Source organism: Frankia sp. Hr75.2 (assembly GCF_949319125.1).
Lineage (GTDB): Bacteria > Actinomycetota > Actinomycetes > Frankiales > Frankiaceae > Parafrankia > Parafrankia soli.
In genome coordinates, this window is record NZ_CASGGV010000288.1 from 158,946 (window position 1) to 177,510 (window position 18,565).

The 18,565-nt window shown below is 74.9% G+C and carries 15 protein-coding genes and 1 pseudogene; 4 read left to right on the forward strand and 12 right to left on the reverse strand.

Annotation, left to right across the window (positions count from 1 at the left end; all coding sequences use genetic code 11):
* The first annotated feature begins 185 nt into the window (after positions 1 to 185).
* The gene (serS, locus tag AC559T_RS20845) at positions 186 to 1,448 is read left to right on the forward strand and encodes a serine--tRNA ligase (protein ID WP_498869793.1); all 1,263 of its coding nucleotides are present in this window, start codon (positions 186 to 188) and stop codon (positions 1,446 to 1,448) included.
* 49 nt (positions 1,449 to 1,497) lie between these two features.
* Here the strand turns inward: serS and AC559T_RS20850 are convergent, their stop codons facing one another.
* From AC559T_RS20850 to crtI, 5 genes are all read right to left on the reverse strand, one after another.
* Positions 1,498 to 2,472, reverse strand: a complete 975-nt coding sequence (locus AC559T_RS20850) for a phytoene/squalene synthase family protein (RefSeq protein WP_498869794.1) — start codon at positions 2,470 to 2,472, stop codon at positions 1,498 to 1,500.
* A gap of 73 nt (positions 2,473 to 2,545) precedes the next feature.
* Complete coding sequence (locus AC559T_RS20855; RefSeq protein WP_112109198.1) at positions 2,546 to 3,505, reverse strand: VWA domain-containing protein; 960 nt, start codon at positions 3,503 to 3,505, stop codon at positions 2,546 to 2,548.
* The gene (locus AC559T_RS20860; RefSeq protein ID WP_498869795.1) at positions 3,502 to 4,602 is read right to left on the reverse strand and encodes a DUF58 domain-containing protein; all 1,101 of its coding nucleotides are present in this window, start codon (positions 4,600 to 4,602) and stop codon (positions 3,502 to 3,504) included. Before AC559T_RS20860 ends, AC559T_RS20855 begins: the two co-directional genes overlap by 4 nt.
* Positions 4,599 to 5,801: an AAA family ATPase gene (locus tag AC559T_RS20865; RefSeq protein ID WP_368955026.1), complete on the reverse strand. Its 1,203-nt coding sequence runs from the start codon at positions 5,799 to 5,801 to the stop codon at positions 4,599 to 4,601. Before AC559T_RS20865 ends, AC559T_RS20860 begins: the two co-directional genes overlap by 4 nt.
* 172 nt (positions 5,802 to 5,973) lie before the next feature.
* Positions 5,974 to 7,494, reverse strand: coding sequence for a phytoene desaturase family protein (gene crtI / locus AC559T_RS20870; RefSeq protein ID WP_112109200.1), 1,521 nt, complete (start codon positions 7,492 to 7,494; stop codon positions 5,974 to 5,976).
* A 354-nt stretch (positions 7,495 to 7,848) separates the two neighbouring features.
* On the opposite strand from crtI, the gene AC559T_RS20875 reads away from it, so the two are divergent.
* The gene (locus AC559T_RS20875) at positions 7,849 to 8,535 is read left to right on the forward strand and encodes a DUF4097 family beta strand repeat-containing protein (protein WP_083390869.1); all 687 of its coding nucleotides are present in this window, start codon (positions 7,849 to 7,851) and stop codon (positions 8,533 to 8,535) included.
* 101 nt (positions 8,536 to 8,636) lie between these two features.
* The gene (metF, locus tag AC559T_RS20880; protein WP_498869796.1) at positions 8,637 to 9,539 is read left to right on the forward strand and encodes a methylenetetrahydrofolate reductase [NAD(P)H]; all 903 of its coding nucleotides are present in this window, start codon (positions 8,637 to 8,639) and stop codon (positions 9,537 to 9,539) included.
* A 132-nt stretch (positions 9,540 to 9,671) separates the two neighbouring features.
* Here metF and AC559T_RS20885 read toward each other — a convergent pair whose 3' ends face one another.
* Positions 9,672 to 9,923, reverse strand: coding sequence for a hypothetical protein (locus AC559T_RS20885; RefSeq protein WP_041254788.1), 252 nt, complete (start codon positions 9,921 to 9,923; stop codon positions 9,672 to 9,674).
* On the opposite strand from AC559T_RS20885, the gene AC559T_RS20890 reads away from it, so the two are divergent.
* The gene (locus AC559T_RS20890) at positions 9,886 to 10,653 is read left to right on the forward strand and encodes a CDP-alcohol phosphatidyltransferase family protein (RefSeq protein ID WP_498869797.1); all 768 of its coding nucleotides are present in this window, start codon (positions 9,886 to 9,888) and stop codon (positions 10,651 to 10,653) included. The two genes, AC559T_RS20885 and AC559T_RS20890, sit on opposite strands and share 38 nt — an antisense overlap.
* Here AC559T_RS20890 and AC559T_RS20895 read toward each other — a convergent pair.
* The 6 genes and pseudogenes from AC559T_RS20895 to AC559T_RS20920 form a co-directional block, all read right to left on the reverse strand.
* A complete protein-coding gene (locus AC559T_RS20895; protein WP_235015025.1) occupies positions 10,637 to 12,172 on the reverse strand; it encodes a phytoene desaturase family protein in 1,536 nt (511 codons plus the stop codon). The genes AC559T_RS20890 and AC559T_RS20895 overlap by 17 nt on opposite strands.
* Positions 12,173 to 12,627: 455 nt before the next feature.
* Positions 12,628 to 13,371 (reverse strand): annotated as a pseudogene (locus AC559T_RS20900) (glycosyltransferase family 2 protein); the annotation flags it as partial.
* Positions 13,323 to 14,141 carry a carotenoid biosynthesis protein gene (locus AC559T_RS20905; RefSeq protein ID WP_498869812.1) on the reverse strand — a complete coding sequence of 273 codons (819 nt, stop codon included), beginning with the start codon at positions 14,139 to 14,141 and terminating at the stop codon, positions 13,323 to 13,325. The gene AC559T_RS20905 and the pseudogene AC559T_RS20900, both read right to left, overlap by 49 nt.
* 95 nt (positions 14,142 to 14,236) lie before the next feature.
* Positions 14,237 to 14,848, reverse strand: a complete 612-nt coding sequence (locus tag AC559T_RS20910; RefSeq protein ID WP_368955020.1) for a GNAT family N-acetyltransferase — start codon at positions 14,846 to 14,848, stop codon at positions 14,237 to 14,239.
* Positions 14,849 to 14,939: 91 nt separating this feature from the next.
* Positions 14,940 to 17,447 (reverse strand): FAD-binding oxidoreductase, encoded by a 2,508-nt coding sequence (locus AC559T_RS20915; protein WP_498869798.1) that lies wholly within the window; start codon positions 17,445 to 17,447, stop codon positions 14,940 to 14,942.
* A gap of 331 nt (positions 17,448 to 17,778) precedes the next feature.
* Entirely contained in the window at positions 17,779 to 18,564 is a 786-nt protein-coding gene (locus AC559T_RS20920) for a spheroidene monooxygenase (RefSeq protein WP_498869799.1), read from the reverse strand.
* Between the last annotated feature and the right edge of the window lies 1 nt (position 18,565).

The window sequence follows — 18,565 nt, forward strand, 5'->3', positions numbered from 1 at the left end:
GTCGGTGCGACACGGAACCCGAGGGCGTGACCGGGCGCACCGCCGTCACACAGGGTACGCGGGGGGAATGCCGTGGAAACCGGTGTGCCGAGCCGGGCGCCGGCGGGCCCTTACGGCAGGGGGTCCGGGGAGGCGACTGATAGCGTCTGCGCACAGGGAACCGATACGAAGGCTGACACGAATTCATGCTCGACAAGCGCTTCATCCGGGAAAATCCCGACGCCGTGAAGGAGGCTGTCCGCCTCAAGGGCGTCGACCTCGACGTCGACGAACTGCTCCAGCTCGACCAGGAGAACCGCAAGCTGCAGTTCGAGGTCGACGAGGCCCAGGCCCGGCGCAAGTCCTTCGCCAAGCAGTTCGCCAAGGCTGACGAGGCGCGCCGCGCCGAGCTGCGTGCCGAGCACGCCGAGTTCGACCGGCAGCTCCGTGACCTGCGCGAGCAGCTCATCCGGACGAGCACGCGGATGTCCGAGCTGATGCTGCTCACCCCGGGCATCCCCTGGGAGGGCGCCCCGGTCGGCCCGGACGAGTCCGCGAACGTGGTGGTCCGCACCGTGGGCACCCGCCCGGAGTTCGACTTCACCCCGATCGACCACACCGAGCTCGCCGAGAAGCGCGGCTGGGCCGAGTTCGCCCGGGCCCGCAGGGTCGCCGGTGAGCGGGCGTACGCCCTGGTCGGCGACATGGTCATGCTCGAGCGGGCGGTCCACTCCTACGCCCTCGACCTGCTGCGCGAGCGGGACTTCACCCCGGTGTCGGTCCCCGCGCTGGTCAAGGAGGGCCCGCTCGTCGGCACGGGCATGCTCCCGAAGGCCCGCGAGGAGATCTACGAGATCCCCGCCGACGACGCGTTCCTCGCCGGGACGGCGGAGGTGGCCCTGGTCGGCCTGCACGCCGGGGAGATCCTCGACGCCAGGCGCCTGCCGATCCGCTACGCCGGCATCTCGCCGTGCTTCCGGCGCGAGATCGGCAGCGCCAGCCGGGACGTCCGCGGGCTACTGCGGGTACACCAGTTCGAGAAGGTCGAGCAGTTCGTCCTGTGCGTGAACGACCCGGCGGAGTCAGCCCGCTGGCACGCGGAGCTGCTGGCTACGGCCGAGCACATCCTGGCCGACCTGGGCCTGCACTACGAGGTCGTCGAGTGCTCGACCGGGGACATGGGCCTGGGCAAGTTCCGGATGAACGACATCAACACGTGGTTCCCCACCCTCGACCTGTTCCGGGAGACCCACAGCTGCTCGACGCTGCACGACTGGCAGGCCCGCCGGGCGAACCTGCGCTACCGCGACGCGGACGGCAACGTACGTTTCGCGCACACCCTCAACAACACCGCGGTGGCCACGCCCCGCCTGCTGGCCGCGATCCTGGAGAACTTCCAGACCGCCGACCACCGGGTCAGGGTGCCCGAGGTGCTGCGCCCCTACCTCGGCGGCCGCGACCTGCTCTGAGCCGGGACCTGCTCTGAGCCAGCCGTGATGTGGGGGCTGGTGGGGCGGCTTAGCTCGTCGAGGGATGGCGGCGGGAGCGGGTGGCGCGGATCAGGGCCGGCGTGGCGACGGTGAGGCGGCGGCCCAGGCCGACGGATACCCGTCGGTCGAGGATCTGGTAGTCGGCGCGTTCGATCTCGTCCAGGATGTCGCCGTAGAGGTGGAACGCGGTCCAGAGGCAGTCGCGGGACGTCGGGTGCAGCAGCCGGATGCCCGGTCGGGCCGAGCGGAACAGCTCCCGCGCACGGGCGATCTCGTGGGTCAGCAGCCGGCGCACGGGGCCGTCGACCACCCCGGTGGCGAGGCGCTCCCTGGTGACTCCGAACAGGTCCAGGGACGTCTGCGGAAGGTAGACGCGGCCGCGGCGCAGGTCCTCCCCGACGTCGCGGAGGAAGTTCGCGAGTTGGAAGGCGGCGCCGAGGTCGCGGGCGTACGGTTCCGCCGAGGCGTCGACGGGCTCGAGGATGGGCAGCATCTGCAGGCCGATCACCACCGCCGAGCCGTGGACGTAGACCATGAGGTCGTCCCAGGTGGCGTAGCCGGTGACGGTCAGGTCCATCGCCATCGAGGTCAGGAAGGCCTCGAAGTACGCGACCGGCAGGTCGAAACGCCGAATCGTGTGCAGGACGGCTGGCAGCACCCCGGCATCCCCGGCACCGACGGAGCCTGCCCCGCTCCCGTCGACCCCGACCCCGACCGAGCCGGTGGCGAGTGCGGTGAGGAAGCGGTTGCCCCACTGTCGCAGCCACTGTGCCTTTGCCTCGTCGGTCAGCGTCGAGTCGAGGTCGTCCACGATCTCGTCGGCGTACCGCGCGAAGCCGTACAGGGCGTGGACGTGCGGGCGCTTCCACCGTGGCAGCAGGAGGGTGGCCAGGTAGTAGGTGCGCCCGTGGACGGCGTTCAGCTCGCGGGCGGCGCGGTAGGAGCTCCGCAGGCGCGGATCGGTGATGCCGGCCGCGTCCAGCTCGCTGCGCAGGCCGCTCACAACAGCCAGCGTAGCCGGCGGATCAGCACAACCGGCAGATCAGGGCACCCGGCGGATCAGCGTTGCCGGCGGATCAGGGCAGCCGGGAGGACAGCGCGAGTGAGAGCGCGGCGGCGGCCAGCCCGAGCCCGAGGGAGAGGCCGACGAACCAGGTCGTGATCTCCCGGTACTCCGTGCGGTAACCGATGGAGCTGCCCAGGCCCCGGTAGACGGACTGCAGCTCGTCACCGGAGGTCGCCCGGTGGTACGAGCCGCCTGTCTGGTCGGCCAGCTCACGCAGGGCTTCCTCGTTGACCGGTACGGGGATCTGCTGGCCGCCGACGTCGAGGGTGCCGTCCGAGGTGCCGTAGGCGATGGTGTCGACGGGGATCTCGGCGTCGCGCGCGGCCGTCGCCGCCTGCGCGTTCGGGCGCCCTCGTGTGGTCTCACCGTCCGAGAGCAGGACGATCGCGGCGGGCGGTGGTGGCTGCCCCTCGTCGGAGAGCCGCTGCCCGGCGGTGGCGATCGCCTGCAGGGAGGCGTAGATGCCCTCACCGACGGCGGTCGCCGGGCCGAGCTGCAGCCCGCGGATTCCCGAGCGCACCGACTCCCGGTCGGTCGAGGCGGGGACGAGGACGGCCGCCGAGCCCGCGAACGACACCAGCCCGAGGTTGATCCGCGGCGGGAGCTGGTCGACGAAGGCCTGGGCGCCCTGCTTGGCCGCCTCGAGCCGGGTCGGTGTGATGTCGGTGGCGGCCATCGAGTTCGACACGTCGATGGCCAGGATGATCGTCGCTCGTTCGCGTGGCACCCGTTCGGCCCGGGCGGGGCGGGCCATCGAGATGACCAGGCCGGCCAGGGCGAGCAGCAGCAGTGCCGCCGGGACGTGGCGGCGCCACCACTGCGGGCGGCGCGGCAGGACGCTGGAGAGCAGGGCGGTCGACGACAGCCGCGCGGCGTAGACCCGGCGGCGCAGCGACACCACGACGTAAGCCGCCGTCAGCGCGCCGACGGCGAGGAAGAGCCACAACCAGTGACCGGCCAGGAAGCTCACGGCGCCGCCGCCCGCCTGCCCCGACGGCCGCCTGCCCCGGCCACAGCTGCTGTCCCGGGTCGACCCCGGCCGGTGGCCGGCGGGAGCGATCGCGGGTGGCCCGGTAGCCGGGTCGAGTCCACGGGTGGGCGTCGTGCCGCGCCGCGGCTCGTCCGGCTCGCCGAGACGAAGCGGACGATGTCGATCAGCCAGTCGGAGTCGGTGCGCAGCACCAGGTGCCCGGCGCCCGCCCGGCGCAGCGCGAGGGCGACCTGGGAGCGGTGCTCGGCCGCGGCCAGGCGGTAGCGCTCACGCAGTCGCCGTGAGGACGTCGGAACCTCCACCAGCTCGCCGGTCTCCGCGTCCACGACCGGAAGCAGGCCCACGGCGGGCAGCGTCAGCTCGGCCGGGTCGAGGACCTCGACCGCGAGGAGCTGGTGGCGCGCCGCGAGGACGCGCATCGGCCGTTCCCAGTCGAGGTCGGTGGAGAGGAAGTCGCTGACGACCACCGCGAGGCCACGGCGCCGGCGCGGGCGGTCCAGGGCGGCGATCGCGGCGGCGAGATCGGTGGCGGCCGCCGGGTCGGGCCGGCGCAGCGGCCGGTCGTGCGCCCCCTCGGGGACCGTCAGCAGGGTCCGCAGCAGCGTTCGCAGGCCCTGGCGGCCGGGCCGGGCGGGGATGACCCGTGGCCCGGCCGGGGTGAGGGCCACGGCTCCCATCCGGTTGCCCGTGCGGGCGGTGAGGAAGCCGATCGCCGCCACCGCGGCGATCGCCAGATCACGCTTGCGGACCGAGGTGGTGCCGAACTCCTGGCTGGCCGTCAGGTCGACCAGCGCCCACGTCTCCAGCTCCCGGTCGGCGATCAGGTCGTGCACGTGCGGGACGGTCGTCCGCGCGGTGACCGCCCAGTCCATCCGGCGGACGTCGTCGCCGACGTTGTACTCCCGGCTCTCGGCCTTCTCGGTGCCCTGGCCGGGCAGCAGGCCGAGATGATCGCCGAGCAGCATGCCGTCCAGCCGGCGGGTCACGGTGAGCTCGAGGCTGCGCAGCGTCCGCTCGACCGACGGCGACGTCGCCGCGGGCTGGGGCGCGGCCGGATCCGCGCGGGGAACGGTCACCGGGACGACCCGCCATCGAAGTACTCGGGGAAGCCGGTGCGTGGGTCGGTGCGCCAGCGCCCGGAGTGCGTGACCGGTGGGGGGATGCGCCCGTTGCGCCCGTGGTCGGCGCCGGCCTGCTGGCGGGGCGCGACCTGGGGGTGCGGCAGCGCGTCGAGGACGCGGCCGGCGATCTCCTCGGCGGTGAGCCCCTCGGCCAGCGCCTCGTAGGAGAGGACCAGGCGGTGCGGCAGGACGTCGAGCGCGACCGCGGACACGTCGTCGGGGACCACGTAATCCCGGCCGCGCAGCAGGGCGAGCGCCCGGGCCGCGGCGATGAGGCCGAGCGAGGCCCGGGGGGACGCGCCGTACGCGAGGTGCCCGGCCAGTTCGGGGAGGTCGACGTCGGCGGGGGAGCGGGTCGCGAGCACCAGGCGGACGGCGTACTCGGTGATCGCGTGGTGGACGAACACGTCGTCCGCGCGGTTCTGCAGCCTGATGAGGGACTCCGGCTCGAGGACGCCCTCGGCGGTGGGTGGCCGCACGCCCATCCGCCGGACGATCTCCAGCTCCTCGGCCGCGGTCGGGTACGGAACGTTGACCTTCATCAGGAAGCGGTCGCGCTGCGCCTCGGGTAGCGGGTAGACGCCCTCCGACTCGATCGGGTTCTGCGTCGCCAGCACAAGGAAGGGCCGCGGCAGCGGGTGAGTGACCCCGCCGAGGGATACCTGCCGTTCCGACATCACCTCGAGCAGCGCCGACTGCACCTTCGCGGGCGCGCGGTTGATCTCGTCCGCGAGAACGAAGTTCGCGAAGACCGGGCCGAGTTCGATGTCGAACGTCTCCCGGCTGCTGCGGAAGATCCTCGTTCCGATGATGTCCGAGGGGACGAGGTCGCTGGTGAACTGGATCCGCACGAAGGAGCCGCCGACGACCGTCGCCAGCGTCTGCACGGCCAGCGTCTTGGCGACGCCGGGCACGCCCTCCAACAGGCAGTGCCCCCGGGCCAGCAGCGCGACGAGCATGCGCTCGACCATGTGATCCTGGCCGACGATGACCTTCTTGACCTCGAACAACGCCCGCTCGAGCAGGGCCGCGTCGTCGGCCGCCTCGATCGCGGAGGGCTCGGCCGGACGGCTGGCCGCCGAACCCGAGCCGGCGGGCGCCCGGACCTCCGCGCCGGGTGCCGCCACGCCGGGATCGGTCGTCCACTCGTTCATGGCGCCATCCTCCCAGACGCTGTGCGGAATCGAGTGCCAACGGACTCGGGACAGTGTGGCCGGAAGCCTCTTCTAAGGTGCCCTTCAGGAAGTTCTCACCTAATACCGCGCCGAAACTCCGGGGACACGAAACCCGGGTGACGCCCCGAACGCCCAATGACACATTACGGCGTCAGGGAATAGCCCTCAGTGTCCGCGTGCGGTAGCCACGATCACGGCCGAGAACCCGCTCGGCGGCCAGCCGGCCCGATATCAGCACCATCGGAACTCCCACCCCCGGCCGGGTCCCGCTGCCGGTGAACACCACGTTGGCCAGTCCCGGCGCCAGGTTGGACGGCCGGAACGGGCCGGTCTGGCGGAAGGTGTGCGCCGCCGCGAACGGCGCGCCGGCGGCCATCCCGCGGGCCCGCCAGTCCGCCGGGGTGGTCACCTGCTCGACGTCGATCGACGTTCCGAACCCGGGGTAGCCGGCACGCTCCAGTGTGGCGACGACCTCGTCGCGGTACCGCGGGCCGAGGACCGACCAGTCCAGCGGCGCGGTCAGGTTCGGGGTGGGGAACAGGACGTAGTAGCTGTGCCCGCCCGCCGGCGCGGCCGCCGGCTCGGTGACCGACGGCGTGCTCACCAGGAACGACGGGTCGCTCATCAGCTCCCCGCGCCGGATGATCTCGTCGAAGGTGCGCCGCCACGCGCCCCCGAAGTGGATCGTGTGGTGCGTCCCGGACGGGTGGGCACCCTGGGCGCCGGCGAGCAGCAGGAAGCAGGACGGCGAGTACCGCAGGCGGTCCAGCCGCGCCGGGGCGGCGGAGGCGGGCAGCAGGTCGCGGTAGGCCACCGGGAGGTCCGGGTTGAGGATCACGACGTCCGCCGCCACCCGCTCGCCGGCGGTGGTGTGCACGGCGACCGCCCGCCCGCCGCGGACCTCCACCCGGTTCACCTCGGTGCCGTAGCGGAAGGTGGCCCCGTGCCGGGCCGCGGCCCCGGCCATGGCCGCGGCGACCGCGTGCGGGCCGCCGTCGGCGTGGAAGACGCCGGCCACCGAGTCCATGTAGGCGATCACGGCGTACAGCCCGAGCGCCTCGTGCGGGTCGAGCCCGGCGTACATCGCCTGGAAGGAGAACAGCCGCCGGGTCCGCGGGTCGCGAAGGTACCGTCCGACCACGGTGTCCAGGCGGCGGAACCCGCCGAGCGCCGCCACCCGGGCCAGCGAGGGCCGCATCAGGGCCAGCGGCGAGTCGACCTGGGCGTCGATGAAGTCGCGCATCTGCGCCTGGAACATGCGGGTCGCGAACCGGGTGAAGTCACGGAACCCGGCTGCCTCGGCCGGCCCGCACAGCTCCCGCACCCCCTGCTCGGTGTGCTCCGGGTCGGCGCGGACGTCCAGCACGGACCCGTCCGCGAAGCGGGCCCGGTACATCGGGTCGAGGCGGCGCAGCGGCAGCCACCGGCCGAGGTCCTCGCCCACGCAGTCGAGCGCGTCCGCCACCAGGTCCGGCATGGTGAGCACGGTCGGCCCGGTGTCGAACCGGTAGCCGCCCAGCCGTAGCGACCCCGCGCGCCCACCGGGGGTGTCGTCACGTTCCAGGACGGTGACCCGCCGGCCCGCGCCGGTCAGCCGGAGCGCGGCCGAAAGTCCGCCCAGCCCGGCTCCGACGATGACGACGTGGTCCGTCGGCCCGGTCACTGTTCGCATCGGAGGTCCTCTCTGCACCCGCCCGGCCGTCCACCGCTCGGGTGGGTACGGTCTCACCGGGCCCGAGCGGGCCTCCGCTCCGCCCGCCGCAGGTGGCCCCGCCGCCGCGGCCCCGTCGGTGGGGCCACCTCGGTGGGACGGCCCGGCGCCCACCCGGTGACCGCCGCGCGGCGGGAGCCCTGGACCGCCGCCCGGGGCGGGCCAGGGGCGGCCGTGCGCCGAACATCTCACCGCGGACGGGACCTCGGGCCGGCGCCCGGTGCCGGCGGTAGCGGGTAGCGTTCGACCGTCCTGATCGGCGACCCGGTGGGGTCGCCGCGTCCAGAGGTCGTCCAGAGGTCGTGCGGAGGTGTCGTGTCTGATCTCGTCGTCGTCGCGCTCGGCGTCGCGCTGCTGGTGGTGACCGGCAGCGCTCTCATCCTGCTCCGGATGCCGCCGGAACGGCTCGAGCGCACGGTCGACGAGGTGACGTCCGTGGAGGTCCGGCTCGCCGCCGGCCGGGTCGAGATCGGCGAGTACGACCGGTCGGACGTCGCCGTCGAGATCCTCGCGCGCCGCCGACCCGGGCGGGCGAGGCCGACCATGACCCGCTCGGGCGGTGTGCTGCGGATCGACGGGCGGACGAGCGAGGCGCTGGCCCGGCTGAAGCTGCCGCGCGGGACGAAGGCCCGGGCCGAGGTCCGGATGGGGGAGATCACCCTCTGGGGCTCCGCCGGTGACCTGGTGCTGGTCACCGAGGGCGGCGGCATCACCGGGCGGGAGCTCTCCGGTGCGCGGGTCAGTGCCCGTAGCCGGACCGGCGACGTCAACCTGCACTTCGACGGCCCGCCGGACGACCTGTCCGCGGTCAGCGAGGACGGCATGGTGACCCTCGTGTTGCCCGAGGATGAGTACGGGGTCGAGGCGGAGGCCGGGAACCCGCAGTCCGCGGTCGTCGACCTGCCGAGCGTGCCGGGGGCCGCGCGCCGGGTGCTGGCGCGCAGCGTGGCCGGCAGGATCAGGATCAGGCCCGCGTCACCGCGCGGCCCGGTGCGGATCTAGCGCCGACCCGGCGCCGCGGTGGCCGTCACGGGCTCGGCAGGCCCTGTCCGGGGTATGGGCTGCGGCCGGATTACTCTCTTCTGCATGACAGGGTCCCTCTCATGACGGCGGCTGGGAGCACGACGCGGATGTCGACCCCGACGGTGGCCGAGTGCCTGGCCTCCGGACGTACCTCTTTCTCCTTCGAGTTCTTCCCACCGAGGACGGCCGAGGGCGAGCGGCATCTGTGGACCGCGCTGCGTGAGATCGAGGCCCTGCACCCGACCTTCGTGTCGGTGACCTACGGAGCCGGCGGTTCCACGCGGGACGGGACCATCCGGGTCACCGAGCGCATCGCCACCGAGACCACGCTGACGCCCATCGGGCACCTGACCGCGGTGAACCACTCGGTGGGCGAGCTGCGTCAGGTCATCGGCGGCTACGCCGGCGCGGGCGTGCGCAACGTGCTGGCGCTGCGGGGCGATCCGCCGGGCGACCCGCAGGCGGAATGGGTGCGTCATCCCGACGGCCTGGGGCACGCCGACGAGCTCGTGCGGCTCGTCCGTTCCCTCGGGGATTTCTGCGTCGGCGTCGCCGCCTTCCCGGACAAACACCCGCGGTCGCGGGATCTGGAGACCGACGCGCGGTTCCTGGTGCGAAAGCTGGACGCGGGCGCCGACTTCGCCATCACCCAGTTCTTCTTCGGTGCCGACGACTATTTCCGGCTGGTCGAACGCGTACGGCGGCTCGGCTGTGACGCACCGATCATTCCGGGTGTGATGCCGGTTACCAATTTGGCCCAGATCGAGCGCATGGCGCAGCTTTCCGGCGCGGATTTCCCGGCGGATCTCGCGGCCCGTCTGCATGAGGTCGCGGACGATCCCGCCGCGGTCCGGGCGATAGGTGTCGAGGTCGCCACGGAGCTCTCCGAGCGGCTGCTCGCCGGCGGCGCGCCGGGGCTGCACTTCATCACGCTGAACCGTTCCAGCGCGACGCGTGAGATCTACCAGTCCCTGGGCCGCTGACGATCCGCCTGTGGCCTGTGGCCTGTGGCCTGTGGCCTGTGGCCTGTGGCCTGTGGCCTGTGGCCTGTGGCCGCGCGGTGCGGCGCCGCGCTCCCCGTCCGGCCGGGGCGCGCGGCGGCGGGCGGCGTGGCTTCAGTCCTGTTCCTCGTAGGCGTCGAAGACGCAGAGTAGCCATTCGTCGCGGAAAGTCTGTTCCCGCACCAGCGCGAATCCCGCGTGGTTCGCCGCGTCGATGACGGCGGTGACCAGACCGAGATCGAGAGCGTTGAAGACCGGGGTGATGCGCACGGCCAGTATCACCTGGTCACGGTGCGCGCTGAAAACGTGATCGGGGTCCAGGTCCTCGATGGACTCGACGACACCGGTCGGCTGGTCGGATACCACGACGGAACTCTACGGCGCGGGCACGATGGACGGTGTGCGCACCCCGATACCCGATCGAGACACCTACCTGGTCGAATGGGCCGCGCTACACGGCGGGTACGACCCCCGAAGCGGCGCGCGCATGATCCGGATCTGGCTCGATCTGGTGTATCGCCTGGCCAGGCCGCTGGCCGCGGCCGGCGTCAGTCCGGGCGCGGTGACGGCGGCGACGGTCGCCGCCACCACGCCGGTGATTCCCGCCGCATGGGCGGGAGGCCGTTGGGTGCTGGTCTGCCCACTCGTCGTCGTGGCCGGCGGCCTGCTGGACAATCTCGACGGCGCGGTCGCCGTGCTGCGCGCCCGGGTGACGAGCTGGGGCTACGTGCTCGACTCGGCCGCCGACCGGGTCTGCGACGCCTGCCACCTGCTCGCGCTCTGGCTGGCCGGGGCACCGGTCGCGCTGGTCGTGTCGGCGGGCGGCGCGATGATGATGCTCGAGTACGTGCGGGCCCGCGCGGCCGGTGCCGGGCACGGTGAGATCGGCACCGTGACGGTGGGGGAGCGGCCGACCAGGATCATTCTCGCGGCGGTGGGTCTCGCGCTGGCCGGGGCCGTCCCAGCACATGCGGCCGCGGTGGCCACGGTCGCCGCGGCGGCCACGCTGGTGGTGTGCGTCGTCGGGCTCGTCCAGTACCTCGTCTCGGTGCGGTCGGCGCTGTCGGCGGGCGGCGGGGTCAGGCCGGGCCGATGAGATCGGCGACGATCTTCGCGGAGAGCGTGACCAGCGGCAGCCCGCCGCCCGGATGGGCCGAGCCGCCGACCAGGAACAACCCGGGCACCGGCGAGCGGTTGCGCGGGCGTAGGAACGCCGACCGCGGCCCGTTGGAGGACACGCCGTAGATCGAGCCGCCCACGGCGCCGGTCGCGCGTGCGAGGTCGGCCGGCGAGATCGTCCGGTACCAGCGCACCCGGGCGCGGACGTCGAGCCCACGTGAGGCCAGCACCTCGAGGATGCGGCGGGCGTAGGCGTCGGCGAGCCCGGGCCGGTCCCAGTCCACACCGGGACCCCGCGGTCCGGCAGTGGCGGCAGCGGTGGCGGCGTGCGGGCTGGCGTTCACCAGGACGAACCACGCCTCGTCGCCCGGCGGTGCGGTTGCCGGGTCGTCCGGCGCGGCGATGTAGACGGTCGGATCCCAGGCCAGCCGGCCGCCGAAGACCGCGTTGAACTCGTCTTCGTAGTCGGCGGGGAACAGCACGGTGTGGTGGGCCAGGCCCGGCGTCCGCCCGCGCAGTGCCAGCAGCAGGACGAAACCGGACAGCGACGGCGCCAGCCGCCGGATCCGCCGCCGGCTGGCCGGATGGTCGACGAGCGGGCGCGGGCCGGCCCGCCCGGGCGCCGCGGGCGGTGCGCCGTCGTAGAGCCGGGCCGCGTCGACGTCGGACACGACCAGGTCGGCACCCAGCAGCGTTCCGTCGGCCAGGCGGACGCCGTCCACCCGCCCCCCCGGCGTGCGGGTGATCCGTGCGACCGGCGCGCCGGTGCGGATCACCGCGCCGCGCTCGGCCGCCCGCTCGGCGATCGCCTGCCCGAGCAGCCGCAGCCCGCCCGGGACGTACCAGCCGCCGAACCGTCGCTCCACGTGCGGGACCGTGACCAGCGCGGCCGGCGCCTGGCGCGGATCCGAGCCGGTGTAGGTCGCGTACCGGTCCAGCATCATGCGCAGCCGCGGATCGGTGAGGTGACGGCGCCCGATACCGCGCAGGGTGGTGCCGGGTGCGACGGTGGCCAGCCCCAGCGGGCGGCGCGCGGCGGTCCGCGCCAGCGCCGCGGCCGAGACCGGGCTGCGCAGGAAGGGCTGTTCGGACACCGCCCAGACCCGGCGGGCGCGCTCGTCGAGGCGCCGCCACTGGGCCCCGGCCCCGGCGCCCAGCCTCGCGTCCAGCTCCGCGTGGAACGCGGCGTCGTCGGCGTGCGCGGTCACCGCCGCCCCGTCGGCGAACCGGTAGGCGGCGATCGGGTCGAGGCGGCGCAGCGTGAGCCGCTCGCCGAGCGGCCCGCCGGTGGCGGCGAACAGCTCCTCGAACACCTCGGGCATCGTCAGCAGGGACGGGCCGGTGTCGAACCCGTAGCCGTCGCGTTCGTACCAGCCGAGCTTGCCGCCGATCCGCTCCGCCGCCTCGCAGACGGTGACCCGGTGCCCGGCGGCGGCGAGCCGAGCGGCGGCCGCGAGCCCGCCGACGCCCGCCCCGACCACGACGACCGTCGCCACGGCTCCGAGCCTATGCGCGGTCGTCCGCTCCCGGTCGGTGGCCCGTTCAGCGCGCGGCCTTTCCAACGGATGGTGCCGTGCCGGTGCCGCCACCAGGACAGCGCCGTCAGGTAGCCGAGCAGGCAGACGGAGACCGGATGGGCCGCCGCGTCCGGCCAGGCACGGCCGCCGGTGCGCCGGGCCGCGATCAGCCGGCTCACCGTGCCGGCCAGCAGGCCGACGAGCCCCGCGCGTGACCCGCGCGCCGCGGCGACCGCCGGGCCGACGAAGAGCCATCCGAGCACGGCCAGCTGACCCACGCTGGCCGCCGGGGTGCCGCCCGCGGCCCACAGCGACTTGGCGTAGCCGTCCCGCAGTGGCTGCCAGCCGTCGTACATCCAGGTGACCGCCAGCTCGGTGCCGTCGGCGACCACACCGCGCCCGCCGGAGCGCTTGACCGCGCGCAGCAGCTCGATGTCGTCCAGCACGGCGCCGCCGACCGCGCCGTGCCCGCCGGCCCGGCGGTAGGCCGCCGCGTCCACGCAGAGGAACTGGCCGTTGGCCGCGGCCAGCGACGGGCGGGCGGAGCGCTCGGCGGCGCGCAGCGGGAGCAGCGCCAGCCACGACCATTGCAACAGCGGCTGCACGAGCCGTTCGGCCGCCCCGGCGGCGACCTGCCGCGGGTAGGGCGAGACGAGGTCCAGGCCCGATCCGCGCAGCAGGCCCACGGCCCGGGCGAGGCCGTCCGGGGCGAGGGTGACGTCGGCGTCGACGAAGACCAGCACGGTGCCGGTGGCCTGGCGCGTCGCCCGGGCGCAGGCGTGGGGCTTGCCCAGCCAGCCGTCCGGCGGCTCCGGTCCGGTCAGCACCCGCAGGCGCCGGTCCCGTTCGGCGAGCCGGCGCAGGATCACGCCCGTGCCGTCCGTCGAGCCGTCGTCGTAGACGATCACCTCGAGGTCGGCGACGTCGCGGGAGCCGAGCAGAGCAGTCAGGCAGGTGCGCACCCGCGCCGCCTCGTCCCGCACGGGCAGGATCACGCTGACCCGCTCCCGCACCGGGACGGCCGGCGCCGGGACGCGCAGCAGCGCCGCGTTCACCGCCGTGTGCGCCGCGACGGCGACGGCTCCGGCCGCCCCGGAACGCACCAGCGCCGTTGCCAGTCTGCCTCCGTTCACAGCTCGGAGCGTGCCAGGTCCCGTTCGCGGGCGGTGCCGGCCCACCCGCGGGCCGCGTCGCGGCGGCCGAGCAGCACGGTAAGGCCGAGCAGCGAACCCATCGCGGCACCGCCGGCGAGCGCCACCCCGGGACGGCCGAAGAAGGCGAGGTTGGCCAGCACCGACGAGGCGCAGGTCCAGCCAAGCAGGGCCATCGGCACCCGGTCGGCGGAGGGCGCGGCGGTGGCGGTCCGGGCGGTGGCGGGCAGGGCGGCCAGCGCGCCGGTGAGCAGCGTGCCGACGAGCAGCCATCCGGCCGCGTTGCTGAGCGGGATGCCGTTGAGCGCGGGACCGCCGGAGGACCACGCCCAGTAGCCCTCGGCGACCATCTGCGGGTCGAGGAACAGATCCCAGGCGGTGAGCGTGGCGCCGCCGACCAGCGCCGTCACTGCCCGGCGCGCGGCCGGTGCCCGCACCAGCGAGCGGGCGCAGCGGCGGCCGAGCACCAGCGCCGGCAGGCCCATCATCGCCCAGGCCAGCGGCACGACGACCGGGACGCGGGCCACATCGGGGCCGAGTGCGGAGCCGTACGCGTAGTGGCCGAACGGCCAGCCGGTACGCAGGCCGACCGACTCGGCCAGCAGGCCGGTGCCGGCGGCCAGCGCCGTCGCGGCCGCGGCCCACGCGGGCCCGTGGACGGCGGCCGCATGGCTCACCGCCGCCGCGAGGAAGGCTAGGACCGACAGCACCGTCACGGCCGCCCGCCTGTCCCCGGAGGTCAGCGGATAGGTGATCTGGAGCGCGACGGCCACCGCGGTGGCGAGCCAGGGCAGCACGGCCGCGGCCCGCCCCGCAGGGGCGGCTGGAGGTGGGTCGGCCCGCCCCACCGGGGCGGCCGGAGGTGGATCGGAACCGGCTGGTCCCGACCGGCTCACGGCACCCGGGCGGGCTGGCCTGCCGGAGCGGAGCGCGGCGGGTCGTCGGCGTCCCGCCCGGGCAACTCCTTGCCGAGCACGGCGTACTCGGTACCGCTTCCGGGGAACTGGAAGTGTGACAGCAGGGGCACGAATCCCTCGCTGGCGTACAGCCGGCGCGCGCGGCTGCCGGGCAGCTCGAGCGCGGAGAGCGCCGCCGTGCGGTGCGGGACGTCCCGCAGCAGCTCCCGCAGCAGGTCACGGCCGATGCCGCGGCCCTGGTAACCGGGCAGCACGTGCAGCTCGACGACCTCGAGGCAGTCGGCGAGCCAGTGCGCCGCGGTCCCCTCCGGCAGCGCGCCGGCGACGACGTCGTGCCACCACTGGCCGTTCTTGCCGGGCAGGCCGTAGGTCATGCCGACCAGCTCGTCGTCCGGGGTCACCGCGGCGACGGCGCGCAGGTCACGGCGGTCGAAGTGACGGCGCGCGTGCGTCGCCCTGTCCCGGGCGGCGCGCACCGGGTCGTCCTCGTGGTGGTCGAGGAACGCGGCCTTGTACACGGCGATGACGTCGTCGAGCCGGGCCCGCATCCGGGCCGGTGACCACCGCACGATTCGGACGTCGGTCAACAGCCTTGCCTCCTGTCGCGCCGGGCCATCCGACGATAACGCGCGGCGCGAGGCCACCGCCCGTCGGCCGGAACGGGTCTGGCAAACAGTGCTATAGCCGACCCCCGCCGACGGGCAGCCCGGTCCGGTCACCGGCCATGGCCAGCTGTGCCCACCACGGGTGGCCGTCGAGCAGGTCGGCCACCAGGTCCGCGAGGGCCGGCGCCTGGACGGCTCCGCCCGCGTTCGTCCCGGCCGCGACGACGATCCGCCCGCCGAGCTCCGCCGGGGCGTCGACCACAGGCAGGCCGTCCGCGGTCATCGGCCGCTCGCAGGTGCGCACCTCGCGGACGTCCAGCCGCCCGTCGGGCCCGCGCAGCGCGGGGAAGAGATCGCCGATGGCCACGATGAGCGCTGTGACGAGCTCCTCGACGGCCCCTGTGACGCCACCACCGCCCGCTTCGGTGTCGCTGTCGGCCGGGATGAGGCGCGCGCCGCGCCAGGACGCCAGGCCGAGGTACCCGAAGCCACCGCTGACGTGGATCATCGACTGGTCGGCGGCGGGCGTCACGTTGATCACACCGAGCGGATCGCCCGCGTGGATCTTCAACGGTCGGGCCACGCCCGGGTTCGGCAGGGTCAGCGACACCCCGAGCACGTTGGCGACGCAGCCGGCGTCAGGCCAGCGCCCCCCGAGCAGCCGGTACAGGTCACGGCCGCCGACGGTGAGGACGACCCGGCCGGCCGGCACGACCGTGCCGTCGCCGAGCTCCACCTCGACCGCCGCGCCGGTGGGCCGCAGCCCGCGGACCGCGGCCGACGCGACGACCGGCACGCCCCGGCCGCGCAGCAGGTCGGCGAGCGCACCGGCCAGGTCGTGGACGGCCACGGCGCACCCGTCGACCTCGACGGTCCCGCCGCCGGACCGGCGGTCGGACCGACAGCTGGGTCCGGCGCCGAGCCCCGCGGCGAGGGCGGGCCAGTGCCGGCGGACCGCCGCGGCGTCCAGGTCGGTGGTGTCGTCGTTCGCCCGGGTCTGCAGCGCGCGGCCGGTGGCGAGCCCGGCGTCGTCGAGGTAGACCCGGGCCAGCCGGTTCCCCCGCAGGCAGGCGCCGAGGTCGTCGGGACGGGCCTGGAAGATCTCCTCCCACCGCCGCAGCCCCAGCCGATTGAGCGCGATCACCGCCTCGGTGGCGAGGGCGCGCATCCCCGGCCGGTCGGTGAACTGCTCGAACGCCTCGGCCCAGGCGGCCTCGGGCGCCGAGAGCGATTCCGGCGGGCGCAGCCGCCATCCGCCATCCGTCGGGGTCCGGGCGAGGACCCCGGCGCGGGTGGCGTCGGCGTGCGGCAGAGTCTCGGTCGTCGACAGGTGACGTCCGTTGGTGCCGGCGAAGGTGGTGCCCTGCTCGTCGACCCGGCGGCGGTCGGCCGGCGCCGCGTCGAGGACCACGACCCGCCGCCCGGCCTCGTGCAGCCGCAGCGCCACGGTCAGGCCCACGATCCCGCCGCCGACCACCACGACGGCCTCGGCCTCGGCCCGGCTCGGCCCGGCGGGTGGGCGCGGGAGCTCCCGCCGGTCGTCGAGATCGAGGCGGGCGAGGGCGGTCAGGACGGCCTGGTCGAGATCGGCCGCGCACTCCGGCGCGCGCATCGCGGCCGACACGAGGGTGAAGCCGGGCCGCACCCGCGGCGGGTCGTCCGGGTCGTACCGGCCAGCCAGCAGCGCTCGCACCGGGTCCAACAGCCGTGGGGCGTTGTCCAGGACGACCTCGAGATCGAGCTGGTCGAAGGCCGCCGTCAGCGCCTGCCCGGTGAACACGTCGGGCTCGCACACCGAGACGATCCGGTGGCCGCCGAACCGCTTGAGCCGTTCGGCCCCGATGAGGCCGGCGGTGGGATGCTCCCCGCCCGTGGTCAGCGGGACGGCGAGCCCGAGCAGGTCGGCCGCGTCGAGCACGGACTCGACGTCCCGGGCCGCCCGGATGCGTCCCGCCGGCAGCCGTCTGGCCGCCAGCCAGCGGTCGAGGCCGCCGGCGCCGGCGGCCAGCGACGGGCTGTACACGATCACGTCGTGGCCGCGGGCCACCGCCTCGCGCGCGACGCGGCTGTTGATGTCACCGCTGCCGATCAGCCCCACCGTCGGCGGCCGTGGGCGGTGGCCCGCGGCGCGGCGGGGCGCGAGGAGCTCGTCCGCCATGAACCGGGCGACGTGCCGGGCGTTGACCTCCGGGGTGTTGCGTACGGTCACGCCGAGCTCCGCGGCCGCGTCGGTGTCGATCTCGGCCAGTGACGTCCCGCGGCGGATCACCGCCAGCGCGCGCCGGTCCGGTGTCCTCCGCATGGCCTGCGCCCACCGGTGCAGCGCGTCGCCCGGAACGTGGTTGGCCCCGACGACGAGAGTGTGCGGCCGGTGTTCGGTCAGCGCCGCGGGCAGGTCTGCGGGCCGTCCGGCGAGCTCCGGGAGCAGCACCGCGCCGGCCCGGATGGCCAGCCCGGCGACCCGGGCGGTCACCGCCGTCGCGATGAGGGTCCGCCGCCCGGCCGGGGCGGCGTCGGTGGTGCTCCCGGCCGGTCTCCCGCGCGCGGCGAGCGGGGCGGAGGGGTCGAGGGACCTTGGCATGCGAGTTACGCCACCCGGGTTGGATCGAACGCGGCCGGCCGCGACCGTCGTGGTCGGCGGCGGTGCGTGGTCGGCGGGAACGGAGCGGGAAACGGACAGTGGGGGGACGGAGCGGGAACAGAGCGGGGAACGCTGGGGCACGGGATGCTGGGACATGGGGTGGTGGAGGCACGGGGCGGTGGGCGCCCAGGGGCACCGGGCGCGCCGGGCGCCGGCCGTCCCGTCATCGGTCGTCCCGCCGCCGGCCGCCCTGCCGGCGTCAGTCCGGTCGGCGTCCGCGTGCGCGGGAGTCGGCCCGGGCCTCGGCGGGACCCACATTCGCGCAGGATCTTCAACGGGTTGTCAAAGGATGATCGGCCTTCCCGGCGGACGGCGGGATGTCGAGCGGGTTCACACCCCCGATCGTCCCGCGTGAGCCCAGCACGACAAAACGGGCGAACAGCTCCTCGGCGTACCAGCCCGCCGCGGGGGTCCGCCGCACCGCCGCGGCGTGCGCCGGCCCCTGGTAGGCGAACGCGCGCAGCGCCGTGACGTCCCGCCACAGGCTGAAGGTGCCCTGCAGGCCGATCGGCGCCTCGCCGATGCCCGCGGCGAACAGCAGCCCGCCGGCGCCGCGCAGCTCCGCCGCGACCGGCGGGACGGCCCGCCAGAACGCCACGGCCTGCCGCGGCGCGAGCCGGGCCCGGGTGACAGCCGCCACCGGCCCCCCGCCGTGTTCCCCGCCGTGTCTTCCACTGTGCCCCCCGTCGGGGCGGCGGTGGCTCGCCGGGCCACCGGGACGGCCCCCGAACGGCGTACGGCCCGACCACCGCCCCCGGGAGGCCACCGGGCGCAGCTCCACCCGCCAGCGCTCGTCCGCGATGCCGGCCCATGATCGGATTGTCCTGGAGCGCTCGAAGCCCCGGGCCGCCGAGGGTGTGTCCCACACCGCCAGCAGCGCCCACCGCAGCGGGTCGGCGTCGAGCGGGGTGAACCGGTGGCTCGAGCCGGTGCCCAGCAGCTTGCCGAACGTCAGCCCGGACGTCCGCCGCAGCGTGGGCCGGTCGAGCGCCATGCGCGCGGCGGCGTGCCCCGCCCGCCGGCGCGGGACGTGCCAGAAATCGACGGTGACGAGCACG